The organism is Streptomyces sp. NPDC023157 (assembly GCF_055560575.1).
Genome location: NZ_JBVHIL010000006.1, coordinates 101,789 through 115,705, shown reverse-complemented (window position 1 = coordinate 115,705; position 13,917 = coordinate 101,789). Strand labels below are relative to the sequence as shown.

Below are 13,917 nucleotides of genomic sequence, written 5' to 3'. Positions count from 1 at the left end.
GGCCGGGCTCCACGGGGAGGCGTCACCGGATCGTGTGATCACCTCGGCTCAGGAGGCGGAGACGAGCCCCGTCTCGTACGCGAGGATGACCAGCTGCACCCGGTCGCGGGCGTCCAGCTTGGCCAGCAGCCGGGTGACGTACGTCTTGGCGGTGGCGACGCTGAGGTGCAGTTCGGCGGCGATCTCGGTGTTGGACAGGCCGCGTCCGACGAGGGTCAGGACCTCACGCTCGCGCTCGGTGACCCGCCCGGCGAGCCGCTCCGCGCTCCGTCGCCCTCCGGGGGCGGCGGGCCGGGCGGCGAACTCCTTGATCAGGCGCCCGGTGACGCTCGGGGCGATCAGGGCGTCACCGGAGGCGACGACGCGGACGGCGGCGAGGATGTCGTCCAGGGCCATGTCCTTGACGAGGAACCCGGAGGCCCCGGCGCGCAGCGCCGCGTAGACGTTGTCGTCGTCGTCGAAGGTGGTGAGGACGACCACCCGGGCGGTGCCGCCGCCGCTGGTCAGCAGCCGGGTGGCCTCGATGCCGTCCATGCCGGGCATGCGCAGGTCCATGACGACGACATCGGCTCCGGTCTCCTCGACGAGCCGCACGGCCTCGGCTCCGTCGCCCGCCTCGCCGACGACTGCGAGGTCGGAGGCGTCGGTGATGACCATCTGCAGGGCGGTGCGGACGAGCGGCTGGTCGTCGGCGAGCACGACACGGACGGGCGCCGGGGCCGGGCCCGGGGTGGCGGACTCGGACGGGGACGGGGACGGGGCTGGGGGCGGGGCCTGGGTCATGGGACGTGCACTCCGGTGGGTACGGGCAGGCGGGCGTGGACGCGGAAGCCGCCGCCGGGGCGGGGTCCGGCGGTGAACTCTCCGTGCAGCAGGGTGACGCGCTCGCGCATGCCGGCGAGACCGAGGCCGGAGCCCGGGGTCCGCGCGCCGGCACGGGGGCCCGGGCCGTCGTCCTCGACGGTGACGGTGACCAGGTCGGCGCCGTGGAAGACGGTGACCTCGCAGGAGGCTTCGCCCGCGTGGCGGACGACGTTGGTGACGGCCTCCTGGACGATGCGGAAGGCCGACAGGTCGATCTCCGGGGGCAGTTGCCTCGGTTCGCCGACCGTGCGCACGCGCACGGGCACGCCCGCGGCGGTGGTGGCCTCGGCGAGCCGGTCCAGGTCGGCGAGGCCGGGCATCTCGGGGAGGTGTGCGGGCCGCCCGCTCCCGGCGGCGTCGGCCTGGCGCAAGGCGCCGAGCATGCGGCGCAGTCCGGCGAGGGTCTCGCGGCTGGCCTTCTCCACCTCGGTGAGGGCTTCGCGGGCTCGGTCGGGCTGGGTGTCGATGACCCGTCGGGCGGCACCGGCCTGGAGGGCGACGATGCCGATGCTGTGGGCGACCATGTCGTGCATCTCCCGGGCGATCCGCAGCCGTTCGGCGGTGACGGCCCGCTCCGCGACCTGGTCGCGTGCCTGTGCGGCGTGGCTGCGGGACTGGTGGGCGGAGCGGCCGAGGAGCCAGGCGATGACGGCGGTGAGGGCGACGGCGAGCTCGGCCGTGGTGCCCACGGCCCAGCCGAGGAGCAGCCGGGTGCCGAGATAGCCGCCGAGGGTGCCGAGGGAGAGGAGCAGGGCGCCTGTCCCGGTGCGCGACGGCCGGGTGGCGGCGACCGTGTAGAGGGCCACGTCGACGGCGAGGAACTGGGCGAGCGGGATCTCGCCGACGCCGAGCGGGAAGGAGGCGCCGGTCGCGGCGGCGAGCAGCAGGGCGACCGCGGGCAGCGGCCGGCGGGCGAGCAGGACGCAGCCGCCCAGGGCGAGGAGGGTGGACAGGGCGAGGATCGTGATGCCGTCCCAGCGGACGAAGAACACGCCGACCGGGACGTCGGCAGATGGCTGGCCGGGCAGCCGGACCCGGAGCAGCAGGGTGAACAGCAGCCCGGCGGCCCAGCCGACGGCCGCCAGAACGCCCGGCGGCAGCCGTTTCAGCGCCGGTGGAGGCGGGGTGGCGGACATGCGGTGATCGTAGACGCGGGGGCGGGTCCGGCACATTGACCTTGAGGGGTACACCCTGGGTTGACATCGGCCGGGCGGGATTGTCGTCCGTGGTCCGATGTGGGCGGTGGGGTGCGGGCGGCACGGTGGTGCCATGATCGAAGTCAGGGACCTCACCAAGCGGTACGGCGCCACGACCGCCGTCGATTCACTCACGTTCACCGTCCGCCCGGGCCGCGTGACGGGCTTTCTCGGGCCGAACGGGGCGGGGAAGAGCACCACACTGCGGATGATCCTCGGGCTGCACGCGCCGACCAGCGGTTCGGTGACCGTCTCGGGCCGGCCGTTCCGCGCGCTGCCTCGCGGCCTGCGGCACGTGGGCGCCCTGCTCGACGCGGGGGACGTGCACGGCGGGCGGACGGCCCGGGCGCATCTGGGGATACTCGCGCGGAGCAACCGCATTCCGGGAGCCCGGGTCGACGCGCTGCTGGAGGAGGTCGGGCTCGCGGGCGCCGCCCGGCGCAGGATCGGGGGCTATTCGCTGGGCATGCGACAGCGGTTGGGGATCGCCGCGGCGCTGCTGGGCGATCCGCCGGTGCTGCTCTTCGACGAGCCGTTGAACGGCTTGGACCCGGAGGGTGTGAAGTGGGTGCGGGGCCTGTTCCGGCGGCTGGCGGCCGAGGGGCGCACGGTCTTCGTCTCCAGTCATCTGATGAGCGAGATGGAGCACACGGCGGACGACCTCGTGGTGGTCGGCCGCGGTTCGCTCATCGCGGCGGAGAGCCTCACGGCCTTCGCGGCGCGCGGCACGCGACTGAGCGTCACGGTCGGTACGCCCGCGGCCGAGGCGCTGAGCGCCCTGCTCGTCGCGGAGGGCGCGGCGGTGGAGGCGGAGGACGGCGGGCTCCTCACGGTGACGGGGCTGAGCGCCGCCCGGATCGGCGACCTGGCCCTCGACCACCGGATGCCGCTGCACCAGCTGACCACCCGTACGTCCTCCTTGGAGGAAGCGTTCATGGAACTGACCGCCGACAGCGTCGAGTACCTGGCAGGAGACGCCCGATGACCGCGCTCGCCCTTCCCGTGACGGAGCCCCGCGCCCGCTTCCGCGATCTGCTCGCGTCCGAATGGCTCAAGCTGTGGTCGCTGCGTTCGACCGGCTGGTCGCTGTTGCTGGGCGCGCTGGTGGTGATCGCGTTCAACGCGGGCCAGGCCTGGGACCACTACCGGTACTGGACGGCGTACGACGCGGAGAGTCAGGCCCGGTTCGTCCGGGAGGGCATGGCGCTGCTGGACGCGTTCACGGGGAACGCGGGGATGGTGCTGATCCTCGCGACCGCCTCGATGGGGGCGATGACGGTGGTCGGCGAGTACGCCAGCGGGCAGATACGCACGACCTTCGCCGCGGTGCCGGCGCGGCGGTCGGTGATGGCGGCGAAGGTGCTCGTGGTGACGGCGGTGATGACCGGCTTCGGCCTGGTGGTCGCCGGGGTGTCGTTCTGGGTGAGCCAGGCCATCCTGTCCGCCCACGGCATCGGTCTGCCGATCAGCCACCCCGGGGCCGTGCGGATCGCGGTGGCCTCGGCGCTGCTCGCGCCGGTCAGCTCGCTGGTGGGGATGGCGCTCGGGACGCTGCTGCGCAACAGCGCATCGACGATCGTGTCCAGTGTGGTGCTGCTCCTGGTGGTGCCTGCGGTGATCAGCGAGAAGCGGCACTGGTCGGCGGTGCTGGCCCATCTGCAGCCGCAGAAGGCCTGGCAGCGTCTGCTGCAGATCGGGGACTGGCCCGCGCCGTTCCCGTGGACGGTCGGCGGGGCGTGGCTGGTGTACGGGGCGTGGGCGCTGGCGGCGGCCGCGGTGACGGTGTTCTCGGTGCAGCGCCGGGACCAGTGAGGTCAGCGGCGCCGGGGGCCGGGGCCGACCGTGCCGCGCGCGGCACGGCGCAGGCGGCGCGGGACGAGGTGTTCGTGGACGAGGCGGCCGGCGAGGGCGCCCCCGTACACGACGAAGCCGACGCCGACGAGCCAGGACTGCAGGACGAGGACGGTGCCGAACTGGCCGTAGGTGACGGCGTTGGAGGCGATCAGCGGGGAGAAGACGAACTGGGAGAAGATCCGCAGGCCGAGGAGGCCGAGGGCGGTCAGGACGGCGCCGGGCAGCAGGGCGCGCCAGCGGATGCGCCCGCAGAGCAGGAAGCGCTGGGACCACCAGAAGAAGAGGAAGGTGCCGACGAGGTCGCCGAGGGCGACGAGGACGGTGAGACCGGCGGGCGAGTCCTCGGGGGCCGGGTTGGCGACGAAGAGGAGGAGGGCGGCGACGAGGACGGCGAGCCAGACGACGTGGCGCCACATGGTGTGCCAGCGGGCGGTGGGCAGGTCCCATACGCGTTCGTAGCCGGTCTGGACGGCCGAGCCGAAGGTCACGCCGAAGGCGGCGAGGGCGGCGAGGCCGAAGGCGGTGGTGCGTTGGAGTGCCTGCCCCGGCTGGCCGAAGAGCCGCTCGACCTCTTCCTGGGAGACCTGGGAGACGCCCAGGCCCTGGATGAGCCAGCGGGCGAAGCCCTGGCCGCTGGCGAGGTCGGCGGCGGCCACCACGATGAGGAGGGGGACGAGGGTGAGCAGGCTGAGTGCGGCGAACCCCATGGCGCGGTGCATGAGTTCCATCTCGCGCCCGCGGTTCCAGGCGAGCCCGACCGGTGAGGCGAGGAGGCGTTCGTGAAGCCGGTGGAACCAGTGGCCGTGCTCGGCGGGGGCACCGTTGTGCGGCGCACCGGAAGTGGGGGGCATGTCTCGTCGAGTACCCCGCTCGTCGCCCGAACCCGTCCGGCATGCCGCCGATCGGGTGCAGTAGGACCCGGCCGGGTGCAGCCGGGTGTCGTCGGGATCGGTGGAGAGGAGCCGCGTGGGTCAGGTGTGACGGGGGCGGGCGGCGGGGCCGGGGCGGACGGTCACCTCGTGGGGGGTGAGGGTCGTGTGGTCCTCGGCGGCGCAGACGACCTCGACGCGGACGGGAGCGCCGCATTCGGTGTGACGGATGTCGAGGGGCGTGCCGGCGGGATCCCCGGCGTGGGTGTCGCCCCACTGTTTGAGGGCGAGCAGGACGGGCCACAGGTCGCGTCCCTTGGAGGTCAGGCGGTACTGCGAGCGGGTGCGCGTACCCGGTTCGCGGTAGGGCTCGACGCGGAGGATGTCGGCGGCGACCAGCTTACGGAGGCGGTCGGCGAGGACGGCCTCGGAGAGTCCGAGGTGGCGGCGGAAGTCGTCGTAGCGGCGTACCCCGTTGAAGGCGTCCCGCAGGATCAGCAGGGACCACTTCTCGCCGACGAGGTCGAGCGCGCGGCGGACCGGGCAGTTCTCGGTGTCCATCTCCAGGTACTGCATCGTCACACTGTAGTCAGCTGGCTGCGATGTTGACAGTCAGCCGAAAGCCCCTCTAGCTTCGATCTTCGAAGCTAGACATGGATCATCAGATGTGGATCACGGGCACGCCGGGCCACCGACGGGTCCCGGCGGAGGGAAGCACGATGGAGCGGTCACGGACGGTGCACTGGCAGGACGCGGCGGCCACCGCGGACGCCGCGGGCAGGATGGCGGGCCTGGACTTCCTGCGCGAGATCGCCGCGGGCCGGCTTCCCGCGGCTCCGCTCGGCGCCCTGCTGGGCTTCGGTCTGGACGAGGTGGAGCACGGCCGGGCCGTCTTCGGCTTCGAGCCGGGCGAGGAGCACTACAACCCGATCGGCAGCGTCCACGGAGGCGTCTACGCGACGCTGCTCGACTCGGCGGCCGGCTGCGCGGTGCACTCCACGCTCCCTCAGGGCATGGCGTACACCTCGCTGGACCTGTCGACCCGTTTCCTGCGGCCGATCACGAAGGACACCGGCAAGGTCCGCGCGATCGGCACGGTCCTCAGTCAGGGCCGGCGCACGGCGCTCGCCGAGGCGGGCCTGTACGACTCCCAGGACCGGCTGCTCGGTCACGCGACGAGCACCTGCATGATCTTCCCGGTGGGCTAGGACACGACCTGGCGTCCCGGACGGTTCGTCAGCAGCGCACGCGGGTGCGGGTGCAGTGGTCCGGGGCCGGGTCGTGGGCCGGATAGGGCTCGCCGGTCGCCTGGAGGGCCGCGCTCACCAGGGTGGCCAGCAGGTCGATGTCCGAGCCCATGTCCAGGCGGACCGTCACCCAGCCTGACCCCGCCTTCAGGCGTAGCGCGCTCGACCCGAGGAGGGCCGGGCGCAGCCGGGCGATCATGGCACGGGTGAGGTGGACGTCGGCCTCGTGTTCGCCGTGGAAGTGCACGATCTCCTGCGTCGCGGTGCGCAGTCCGAGCTCGGCGCCGCAGGGTGCGTGGTCGGCGATCAGCGAGGGCCAGCTCATCAGGCGTTCACTGGCGTGCCTGGCTGTGTTCATACGAGGAGCGTGCCCCTCCCCGGGGGCGCGCACAAGCGTCCTGCGGAAAGAATCCCGCCCAGGCGCAAAACAGTCGACTCCGGTCAGGGTGCGGGGCGTTCGCGGACCCGGGCGGCGAGCACCGCGACGTCGTCCTCCGCGGTGTGCGCGTCGAGTCGGCGCAGTACCTCGTCGACGACGGCCTCCGGGCCGGATCCGGCCGGTAGCCGGAGTGCGGCGAGCCGGGCGAGCGAGTGGTCGATGTCCTCGCCGCGCCGTTCGACGAGGCCGTCGGTGAACATCAGGAGGGTGTCGGCGGGGGTGACGGTGCGGACGGCCGGTTCGTAGCCGCCGAGGCCGGTGCCGAGCGGCGGGCCCACGGGGAGGTCCACGAGTTCGGCCGAGCCGTCGGCGGCGAAGACGACCGGCGGGAGGTGGCCGGCGCTGGCGAAGGTCGCCGTGGAGCGGGCCGGGTCGACCTGGATGAGCAGGCAGGTCGCGGGACGGCGGCCCTCGTCCTCGGCGACGACGGCGTCCAGTTGGCGCAGCACCCGGTGCGGGGGCAGGTCGGTGGCGGCGACCTCGCGCAGGGCGCTGCGGTAGGCGTTCATGTCCACGGCGGCGTCGAGGCCGTGTCCCATCACGTCGCCGACCACGAGCAGGCTGCGCCCGAAGTGGAGCCGCACCGTCTCGAACCAGTCGCCGCCGACGAGGGTGCGCGGACCGGCCGGGAGGTAGCGTCCGGCGATCTCCAGGTTGGGGTGCGGCCGGCCCGGCTCGGCGACCAGAGCGCGCTGCAGGTGCAGTGCTGTGGCCTCGGTGGCGGCCAGCCGGCGGGCGTGGCCGAGGTGGAGGGCGGCGAGCTGTACGGCGTGCGCGACGACCGCGCTCTCGTGCGCCGTGAACGCGCGGCCGGTCCTGGCCACCCGTACCCGCCCCAGGTCCGCCCCGTCCCGCGCGAGCATCGGCAGCACGAGCACCGCGGGCGCGGTCGATCCGTCCAGGAGCGCGGTGTCACCGGCGGCCGCGGCCCGCAGCGGCGGGGCATCGTCGGACGACCGGAGGTCGACGAGCGCCGCGTCGGCGACCCGGCGGACGAGGAAGGCCGCCAGCTCGCCGCAGACGGTCCGCTCGTCGAGCGAGGTGCCTATCTCGGCCGCCGCGTGCTCCATGGCGTCGAGCCGGGCCAGGACGGCCTCGTACTCCCCCTCCGGCCAGGTCCGCTCCCCAGCTCGCTCCGCCACCGCACCTCCACCGCCGTTCCCCTCACCCCCATTCCATCAGCGGCCCGACCGCCGCGCGCGCGGCACCCCCCGGACCAGCGCGGGGTCACCCTCCGTGAGGCCCCGGCCGGGCCGCTCCACGCCGATCGCGGGCCCGGGTCCCGGGTCCCGGGTCCCGGGTCCCGGGTCCCGGGTCCCGGGTCCCGTGCCCGGTCAGGGCCGCCGGCCCGACGTCCGACCGACACCCGACACCCGACGCCCGACACCCGACGCCCGACACCCGGCGCCCGGCGCCCGGCGCCCGACAACACCCAACACACGGGGGCATCCCACGGGTACTCTCCCACTACTGGCCGGTAACTCACGCGTATCTCCGGGGGAACAGCAATGACGACCGGGTACTTCCACTCCGTCGACGAGGTCGCCGAGCGGCTCGCCGCCACCGGCTATCTGGCCTCGCCCGCCGTCGCCACCACCGTGTTCCTCGCCGATCGGCTCGGCAAGCCGCTGCTCGTCGAGGGGCCCGCCGGGGTCGGCAAGACCGAGCTCGCCAAGGCGGTCGCCCAGGTCGCCGGAGCGCGCCTGGTGCGCCTCCAGTGCTACGAGGGCGTCGACGAGTCCCGCGCCCTGTACGAGTGGAACCACGCCAAGCAGTTGCTGCGGATCACCGCCGGCCGCGGCGAGAGCTGGGACGAGACCCGCACCGACATCTTCGGCGAGGAGTTCCTGCTCCCCCGCCCGCTGCTCACCGCGATCCGTTCCGACGAGCCGACCGTGCTGCTGATCGACGAGACCGACAAGGCCGACGTCGAGGTCGAGGGGCTGCTTCTGGAGGTGCTGAGCGACTTCCAGGTCACCGTGCCCGAGCTGGGCACCATCTCCGCCACCCGGCGCCCCTTCGTCGTCCTCACCTCCAACGCGAGCCGCGAGCTCTCCGAGGCCCTGCGCCGGCGCTGTCTCTTCCTCCACATCGGTTTCCCCGAGGAGGAGTTGGAGCGGCGGATCGTCCGCAGCAAGGTGCCCGGCATCGACGAGGCCCTCACGGCCTCGGTGGTCCGGGTCGTGGGCGCGCTGCGCGCGATGGACCTGCGCAAGGCGCCCTCGGTGTCGGAGACCGTCGACTGGGCCCGCACGCTGCTCGCGCTCGGCGCGGACACGCTGTCCGACGAGGTCGTCCGCAGCAGCCTCGGTGTGATCCTCAAGCACCAGGAGGACATCGTGAAGGCGGCGGCCAAGCTGGACCTGGACGCGCTGTGACCGCCGCCGACCGGGTCACCGGCCTGGTGCGGGCGCTGCGGGCGCACGGCTTCGGGATCGGCACGGGCGAGACCGTCGACGCGGGGCTCGCGCTCGAAGCCGTCGGGTTCGACGACCGGGAGCGGATGCGGGCGGCGCTCGCCGCCACGCTCCTGCACGGCGAGGACCGGCGGCCCGTGTTCGACCGGGTCTTCGACCTGTACTTCCCGCTCGTCGAAGCGCTGCCGGGCGACGAGGTCCCCGGGCGCACGGAGACGGCGGGCCACCCGGCGGGCGCCGACCCGGGGGACGGCGACCCGGCCGCCGACCGCCCCACCGATCCCGCCCGGCTGCGGGAGCAGCTGCGCGAGCGGCTCGCCGCCGCCCTCGCGGCCGGGGACGACGCGGCCCTGAACCAGCTGGCCGGCGAGGCGGTCGGCGGGCTCGGCGGATACGGCTCCTCCCCCGGCTCGGACGGCTGGTCCTCGTACCAGACGCTGTCCCGGCTGCGGCCCGAGACGCTGCTCGTCCGGGTCCGGGCGATGCTGCGCGAGGGCACCGACGGGGCGCCGGAGTTCGCGGACCGGCTGACCGACGACGAGATCCGGCGCCGCATCGAGGACTTCCGCGCACGCGTGCGCACCGAGGCACGCCGCCGGGTGGCCGAGCGCCAGGGCCGGGACCGGGTGGCCCGCCGGGCGGTCGGCACGACACCCGACCGGATCGACTTCCTGCTCGCCGGACGGGACCAGCTCGACGAGCTGCGGCGTACGGTGCGCCCGCTGGCCCGGCGGCTCGCGACCCGGCTCGCGGCGCGGCGCCGCAAGGCCGCGCGCGGCGAGATCGACCTGCGGCGCACCCTGCGGCGTTCCCTGTCGACCGGGGGCGTGCCGATGCGCCCGGTGCTGCGGCAGCGGCGGCCCGGGCGGCCCGAACTGGTGCTGCTGTGCGACGTCTCGGGCTCCGTCGCGGGCTTCGCGCACTTCACGATGCTGCTGGTGCAGGCCCTGCACGACCAGTTCAGCCGGGTCCGGGTCTTCGCCTTCGTCAACCGCACCGACGAGGTGACGGATCTGGTCGCCCGGGGCCGGGCGGACCCCGCCGGGCTCGGCGAGCGGATCCTCGCCGAGGCGACGCTGACCGGCTGGCACGGGCAGAGCGACTACGGGACGGCGCTCGACGAGTTCACCGAGCGCCACCTGGGTGCGCTGGGCCCCCGTACCGTCGTGTTCGTGCTCGGCGATGCCCGCACCAACAACAGCGACCCGCGGCTCCCGGCGCTCGCGCTGATCGCCGAGCGGGCCCGTCGGGTGTACTGGCTCAACCCGGAGCAGCGCTCCCTGTGGTCGACCGGCGACTCGGTCGCCCACGCCTACGCCGAGCTCGTCGACATGCGCCCCTGCCGGGACGCGCGGCAGCTCGGGGAGCTCATCGGCCGCCTGCTCCCGGTCTGAGCGCCGCCCGCTCCGCCGTACGGGGTAGCGTGAGGCGCATGGAACTCTCGGGTGAGATCACCGCCGGCCGTCCCCTGCTCGTCCTCGCGGTGAAGGAGGAGGCGCAGTACCTCGACACGGATCTGCCGATCCTGCTCACGGGCATGGGCAAGGTCAACGCGGCGACGGCGCTCTCCACCGTTCTCGCCCGCGGGCCGCGCCCCTCCGAGGTCGTCAACCTCGGCACGGCGGGCGCGCTGCGCCCCGGCTGGAGCGGCACCCATGTCGTCGGTACGGTCATCCAGCACGACCTGGACAGCGAGCTGCTCGCCACCCTCACCGGCGAGACGTACGGCGCGCCGCTCACCCTCACCGGCGGCGGCGACGTGGTCCTCGCCACCGGTGACACGTTCGTCTCGGACGAGGCCGCGCGCATGCGCCTCGCGGCCCGCGCCGCTCTGGTCGACATGGAGGGGTACTCCCTGGCCAACGCGGCCGGCCTCGCCGGGGTCCCGGTCCGGCTGGTGAAGCACGTCAGCGACGAGGCCGGCGAGGGGGCGGCCCGCAGCTGGCGCGAGTCGGTCGCCGACTGCGCCCGCGCGCTCGCCGACTGGGCGGCGGCGAACACGCCGTACCGGGCGTAGCGGGGGGACCGCCCCCGCCCGAACGTCCGCCAGTCAGAACCACCTTGACAGGCCGGAACCGTGCCTGCCTAAGCTGGGGCGTTCCGTTCCGGACCCTGGAGGCTCCCGTGCCCGCACCCCTCGCCGCGCCGCGTCGCGGTCGTGGTGTCGTGTGGGCGGGGGCTCTGCTGAGCTGTCGGCGGCATGTCGACTTCTGCCGCACCGCCTCCGCCATCTGTCCTTCCGCACACCGCTGAATCCCACCCCGTCGCCGCGCCCGCGCGCGGTCTCGGGCCGGCGTCCGCCGTGCCGTGCCCTCACGGCTCGGGGCGGCGCGCCGTCGCGTTTCGCCGTGTCGTTCCGGAAGGACCCCCATGCCTCACCCTGCCCTGCACCTGGCCGTCGAGATCGACGGTGACGGTGCCCATCCCGCCGCGTGGCGCCGCGCCGCCCACGCCCCCGGCGAGCTGCTCACGCCGCGCCGGATCGCCAAGGTCGCGGCCGTCGCCGAGAACGCCGGGTTCACCCTCGTCACCCTCGACGACTCCGTCCTGCCGCCCGCCTCGGCCGCCGTCGGCGGCCCGGCGGGCCGGATCGGGGCGGTGGAGCGGGCCGCGTTCATCGCCGCCTCCACCAGCGTGATCGGCGTGGCGCCGGTCCTCGCTACGACCTACGCCGAGCCGTTCCACGTCTCCACCCGGATCGCCTCGCTCGACCACGTCTCGGTGGGCCGGGCCGGCTGGGTGCTCGACGTGGAGGAGAGCGCCGAGGCCGCCCGCGCCTGGGGGCGGCCCCGCGTCGAGGGCGAGCCGGCGCTGCGCCGCGAGGCCGTGGACGGGCTCCAGGTGGCGCGGGACCTGTGGGACTCGTGGGAGGACGACGCCGTCATCCGGTCCGTCGCCACGAGCCGCTACCTCGACCGCGAGCGGTTGCACTACGTCGACTTCGAGGGCGAGACGTACAGCGTGAAGGGCCCGGCGATCGTGCCGCGCCCGCCGCAGGGCAGGCCCGTGGTCCTGGCGCCCGCCGGGCTCGTCCCGCCCGGGCTCGTCGACGTGGCGCTCGTCGAGGGTTCCTCCCCCGCGCTGCTCGGCGCGGCCGCCGCGGCCTCGGGCGCTCCGCTCGCCTTCGCCGAGCTCGAGGTCGCCCTGGACACCCCGGGCGAGACGGCCGCGGAGCGCATCGCGGACCTGGACCGGTTCGCCCCCTGGGACGGGAGTACGGGCCGGCCGCCCGGCCGCCTGCGGTACACCGGCTCCGCGCAGGGACTCGCGGATCTCCTGGAGGAGTTGAGCGCCCTGGTCGACGGGGTGCGGCTGCACCCGCTGGTCCTCGACGAGGACCTGTCGGTGCTCTCGCGGCTCGTCCTGCCCGAGCTGTTCGCACGGCGGGTGGCAGCGCGCCCGCTGCCGGGCACCACTCTGCGCACCACCCTCGGCCTCCCCCGCCCCGAGAGCCGCTTCGCCGCCACGGCCGCCACGGCACCCTCTCCTGCCTCCGCCGCCACGGGATCCTCCGCCGCCCCGGCATCCGCCGCGACCTCCGCCACCACGCCCGCCACCACCCGGGAGGGGAACCGATGACCGGCACCGACCCGCACGACGTCCCCCGCCCCGACGCCCAGCTGCACTTCGGCGTCTTCTTCCAGGGCGTCAACCACTGGACCATCTGGTCCGACCCCGCCAGCGGCTCCCAGATCGACCCGGCCTCCTTCCGGAAGGTCGCCCAGACCGCCGAACGCGGCCTGTTCGACGCCTTCTTCCTCGGCGACGGGCTGCGGCTGCGCGAGACCGACGGACACATCCACGACCTGGACGTCGCCGGGCGCCCCGACTCCCTCGCGCAGCTCGCCGCGCTCGCGGCCGTCACCCACCGGATCGGCCTGGTCTCGACGTCCAACACGACCTTCAACGAGCCGGGCGACCTCGCCCACCGGCTGGCCGGGCTCGACCTGCTCTCCCAGGGCCGTGCCGGCTGGAACGTCGTGACCACCGACAACGCCTGGACCGGCGCCAACTTCCGGCGCGGCGGTTTCCTGGACCACGCCGACCGCTACCGGCGCGCCGAGGAGTTCCTCACCGTGGCCCGCGCGATCTGGGACGGCTGGGCGGACGGCGCCGTGACCGACTCGGTCGAGGCCCGCACCTGGTCCGTGCCGGGCACGATAGGCCGGGTACGGACGGCGGGCGCCCAGTTCGACATCGACCTGGTGCCGGCGCTGCCGCGCAGCGCGCAGGGGCACCCGGTGATCTTCCAGGCGGGCGACTCGCCCGTCGGCCGGGACTTCGCGGCACGCAACGCGGACGTCATCTTCTCCGCGCACGGGCGCGACTTCGACGACGCGCTCGGCTTCGCCGAGGACATCCGGCGGCGGCTGCGCGCGGCGGGCCGGCCGGAGGACGCGCTGCGCATCCTGCCGGCCACGGAGATCGTCATCGGCGCGACCGAGAAGGAGGCCGAGGAGAAGGCCCGCTGGGTGCGGCTGGAGCAGGTCACCCCGGCGACGGCGCTGGCCGTCGCGAGCCGGCTGTGGAACATCGACCTGTCGGAGCGCGACGCCGACGGTCCGCTGCCGGCCGAGGACCCGGTCGTCGAGGAGAACACCGGCGCGTTCGGCTCGGCGCGGGTCGCGGACCCGCGGGGCGTCGTAGCCGAGTGGCGGGCGAAGGCGGAGGCCAACGGCTGGTCGCTGCGGGAGGCGGTGATCGAGCTGGGCCCGCAGCGCGGACACGTGGGCACGGCGGCGGGGCTCGCCGACAGGTTCGCCCGCTGGGTGCGGCACGGGGCCCTGGACGGGTTCAACGTCTCGCCGTACCTGATCCCGGACGGCCTGGACGACATCGTGGACCTGCTGGTCCCGGAGCTCCAGGAGCGCGGTGTGTACCGCACGGCGTACACGGGGACGACGCTGCGCGAGCACCTCGGTCTGGCGCCCCTGGCCTGACCCCGTCGGCCGGAACCTCTCCTTGCGCGGGATACCCCCCGGGGGTACAAATGGATCAACGAAATACCCCCTTGGGGTATCACGCGCACAC

14 protein-coding genes are annotated in these 13,917 nt (G+C 74.4%); 8 read left to right on the top strand and 6 right to left on the bottom strand.

The features are described from left to right. Positions 1-48: 48 nt before the first annotated feature. Together ACZ3ZE_RS22490 and ACZ3ZE_RS22485 are read right to left on the bottom strand one after the other, a co-directional pair. Positions 49-783, bottom strand: a complete 735-nt coding sequence (locus ACZ3ZE_RS22490; RefSeq protein ID WP_361172398.1) for a response regulator transcription factor — start codon at positions 781-783, stop codon at positions 49-51. Further along, positions 780-2,000, bottom strand: a complete 1,221-nt coding sequence (locus tag ACZ3ZE_RS22485; protein WP_361627779.1) for a sensor histidine kinase — start codon at positions 1,998-2,000, stop codon at positions 780-782. Before ACZ3ZE_RS22485 ends, ACZ3ZE_RS22490 begins: the two co-directional genes overlap by 4 nt. Before the next feature lie 133 nt (positions 2,001-2,133). Between ACZ3ZE_RS22485 and ACZ3ZE_RS22480 the strand changes: the two genes are divergently transcribed. Next, positions 2,134-3,045 carry an ABC transporter ATP-binding protein gene (locus tag ACZ3ZE_RS22480; RefSeq protein ID WP_361627782.1) on the top strand — a complete coding sequence of 304 codons (912 nt, stop codon included), beginning with the start codon at positions 2,134-2,136 and terminating at the stop codon, positions 3,043-3,045. Continuing rightward, the gene (locus tag ACZ3ZE_RS22475) at positions 3,042-3,872 is read left to right on the top strand and encodes an ABC transporter permease (protein ID WP_467260348.1); all 831 of its coding nucleotides are present in this window, start codon (positions 3,042-3,044) and stop codon (positions 3,870-3,872) included. The genes ACZ3ZE_RS22480 and ACZ3ZE_RS22475 overlap by 4 nt, the downstream gene beginning before the upstream one ends. Positions 3,873-3,874: 2 nt before the next feature. On the opposite strand, the gene ACZ3ZE_RS22470 is transcribed toward ACZ3ZE_RS22475, so the two are convergent. Continuing rightward, the gene (locus ACZ3ZE_RS22470) at positions 3,875-4,765 is read right to left on the bottom strand and encodes a YhjD/YihY/BrkB family envelope integrity protein (protein ID WP_467260346.1); all 891 of its coding nucleotides are present in this window, start codon (positions 4,763-4,765) and stop codon (positions 3,875-3,877) included. 120 nt (positions 4,766-4,885) lie between these two features. Continuing rightward, positions 4,886-5,359: a winged helix-turn-helix transcriptional regulator gene (locus tag ACZ3ZE_RS22465; protein WP_467260345.1), complete on the bottom strand. Its 474-nt coding sequence runs from the start codon at positions 5,357-5,359 to the stop codon at positions 4,886-4,888. A 143-nt stretch (positions 5,360-5,502) separates the two neighbouring features. Here ACZ3ZE_RS22465 and ACZ3ZE_RS22460 point away from each other — a divergent pair, with 143 nt between their 5' ends. Beyond that, on the top strand, positions 5,503-5,991 hold the full coding sequence (locus tag ACZ3ZE_RS22460) for a PaaI family thioesterase (RefSeq protein WP_361172380.1): 489 nt from the start codon (positions 5,503-5,505) through the stop codon (positions 5,989-5,991). Between the two features lie 28 nt (positions 5,992-6,019). Here the strand turns inward: ACZ3ZE_RS22460 and ACZ3ZE_RS22455 are convergent, their stop codons facing one another. Beyond that, entirely contained in the window at positions 6,020-6,388 is a 369-nt protein-coding gene (locus tag ACZ3ZE_RS22455; RefSeq protein ID WP_361172377.1) for a luciferase domain-containing protein, read from the bottom strand. An 83-nt stretch (positions 6,389-6,471) separates the two neighbouring features. Continuing rightward, complete coding sequence (locus ACZ3ZE_RS22450; RefSeq protein ID WP_467260343.1) at positions 6,472-7,611, bottom strand: PP2C family protein-serine/threonine phosphatase; 1,140 nt, start codon at positions 7,609-7,611, stop codon at positions 6,472-6,474. A gap of 366 nt (positions 7,612-7,977) precedes the next feature. Here ACZ3ZE_RS22450 and ACZ3ZE_RS22445 point away from each other — a divergent pair, with 366 nt between their 5' ends. From ACZ3ZE_RS22445 to ACZ3ZE_RS22425, 5 genes are all read left to right on the top strand, one after another. Beyond that, positions 7,978-8,847: an AAA family ATPase gene (locus ACZ3ZE_RS22445; RefSeq protein WP_363290691.1), complete on the top strand. Its 870-nt coding sequence runs from the start codon at positions 7,978-7,980 to the stop codon at positions 8,845-8,847. Next, positions 8,844-10,280, top strand: a complete 1,437-nt coding sequence (locus tag ACZ3ZE_RS22440) for a vWA domain-containing protein (RefSeq protein ID WP_467260341.1) — start codon at positions 8,844-8,846, stop codon at positions 10,278-10,280. Before ACZ3ZE_RS22445 ends, ACZ3ZE_RS22440 begins: the two co-directional genes overlap by 4 nt. 38 nt (positions 10,281-10,318) lie before the next feature. Next, positions 10,319-10,903 (top strand): nucleosidase, encoded by a 585-nt coding sequence (locus ACZ3ZE_RS22435; protein WP_361627800.1) that lies wholly within the window; start codon positions 10,319-10,321, stop codon positions 10,901-10,903. A 353-nt stretch (positions 10,904-11,256) separates the two neighbouring features. Further along, positions 11,257-12,465: an LLM class flavin-dependent oxidoreductase gene (locus tag ACZ3ZE_RS22430; RefSeq protein ID WP_442304479.1), complete on the top strand. Its 1,209-nt coding sequence runs from the start codon at positions 11,257-11,259 to the stop codon at positions 12,463-12,465. Beyond that, positions 12,462-13,826, top strand: coding sequence for an NtaA/DmoA family FMN-dependent monooxygenase (locus ACZ3ZE_RS22425; protein WP_467260338.1), 1,365 nt, complete (start codon positions 12,462-12,464; stop codon positions 13,824-13,826). The genes ACZ3ZE_RS22430 and ACZ3ZE_RS22425 overlap by 4 nt, the downstream gene beginning before the upstream one ends. The last annotated feature ends 91 nt before the right edge of the window (positions 13,827-13,917 follow it).